1 protein-coding gene is annotated in these 658 nt (G+C 51.4%); it reads right to left on the reverse strand.

The genetic code is table 11. The features are described 5' to 3' along the window. Positions 1-550 (reverse strand): MerR family transcriptional regulator (locus tag Xhom_RS25265; protein WP_099140141.1); only part of this gene is annotated, 550 nt, incomplete at its 3' end. Between the last annotated feature and the right edge of the window lie 108 nt (positions 551-658).

Consider the following 658-nt stretch of genomic DNA (forward strand, 5'->3'; position numbering starts at 1 on the left):
AGGACTGACTATCAACACTCAGTTCATACATGGCCTCATAGATAATCTCTTGTAAGGCTGCCACGAATTCGGCATCTGTGGAGCTGGACGCGGTAGCCCTGAGTCGTGGTCCATGCTCAGGCGCAATGGCAATCAGGCGCGTTCGCAGGCGGGAGTATTCCTCACTGACCTTGTTCACCATATCCCGCCAAGGGAGAACCTCACCCGATTTGATGCTGTGTTCCAGCTTGACCAGTTCCGCCAGATAGTGCTCTTTAATGGCGCGGGATTCTTCTATCGGGCGTACATCCACCTCGCCACGCAATAGCTCATCATAGACCGCCTTAGCGCGCACTTCCAGAGACTCAGCCTCGGCATAACTGGCTTTCTTGGCGTTCTCTGTCCGGGGATCGGTGCTATCAATATATTGCCTGCGCCATGCGTCAACTGCTTCGACATTAATGTACCTACCTACTCTGGGTGGAAAGGTTTTGTGTTTAGCCCAGTCGTAAATAGTCTGACGGGTCACGCCTGCATGTTCTGCATACTTTGAAATGCTCAGGGTTTTCATGGCTTGAGTACTCCGGCTGTTTTGATTAATTGCTGACGAAATAGGGCTTTCGTTTGCTCAGAACGAAGCCGAATCCTTGTGGCCAATTCCACTACGGTTGAACACCAT

Origin of the sequence: Xenorhabdus hominickii, assembly GCF_002632725.1 — a bacterium.
In the GTDB taxonomy this organism is placed as follows: Bacteria; Pseudomonadota; Gammaproteobacteria; order Enterobacterales; family Enterobacteriaceae; genus Xenorhabdus; species Xenorhabdus hominickii.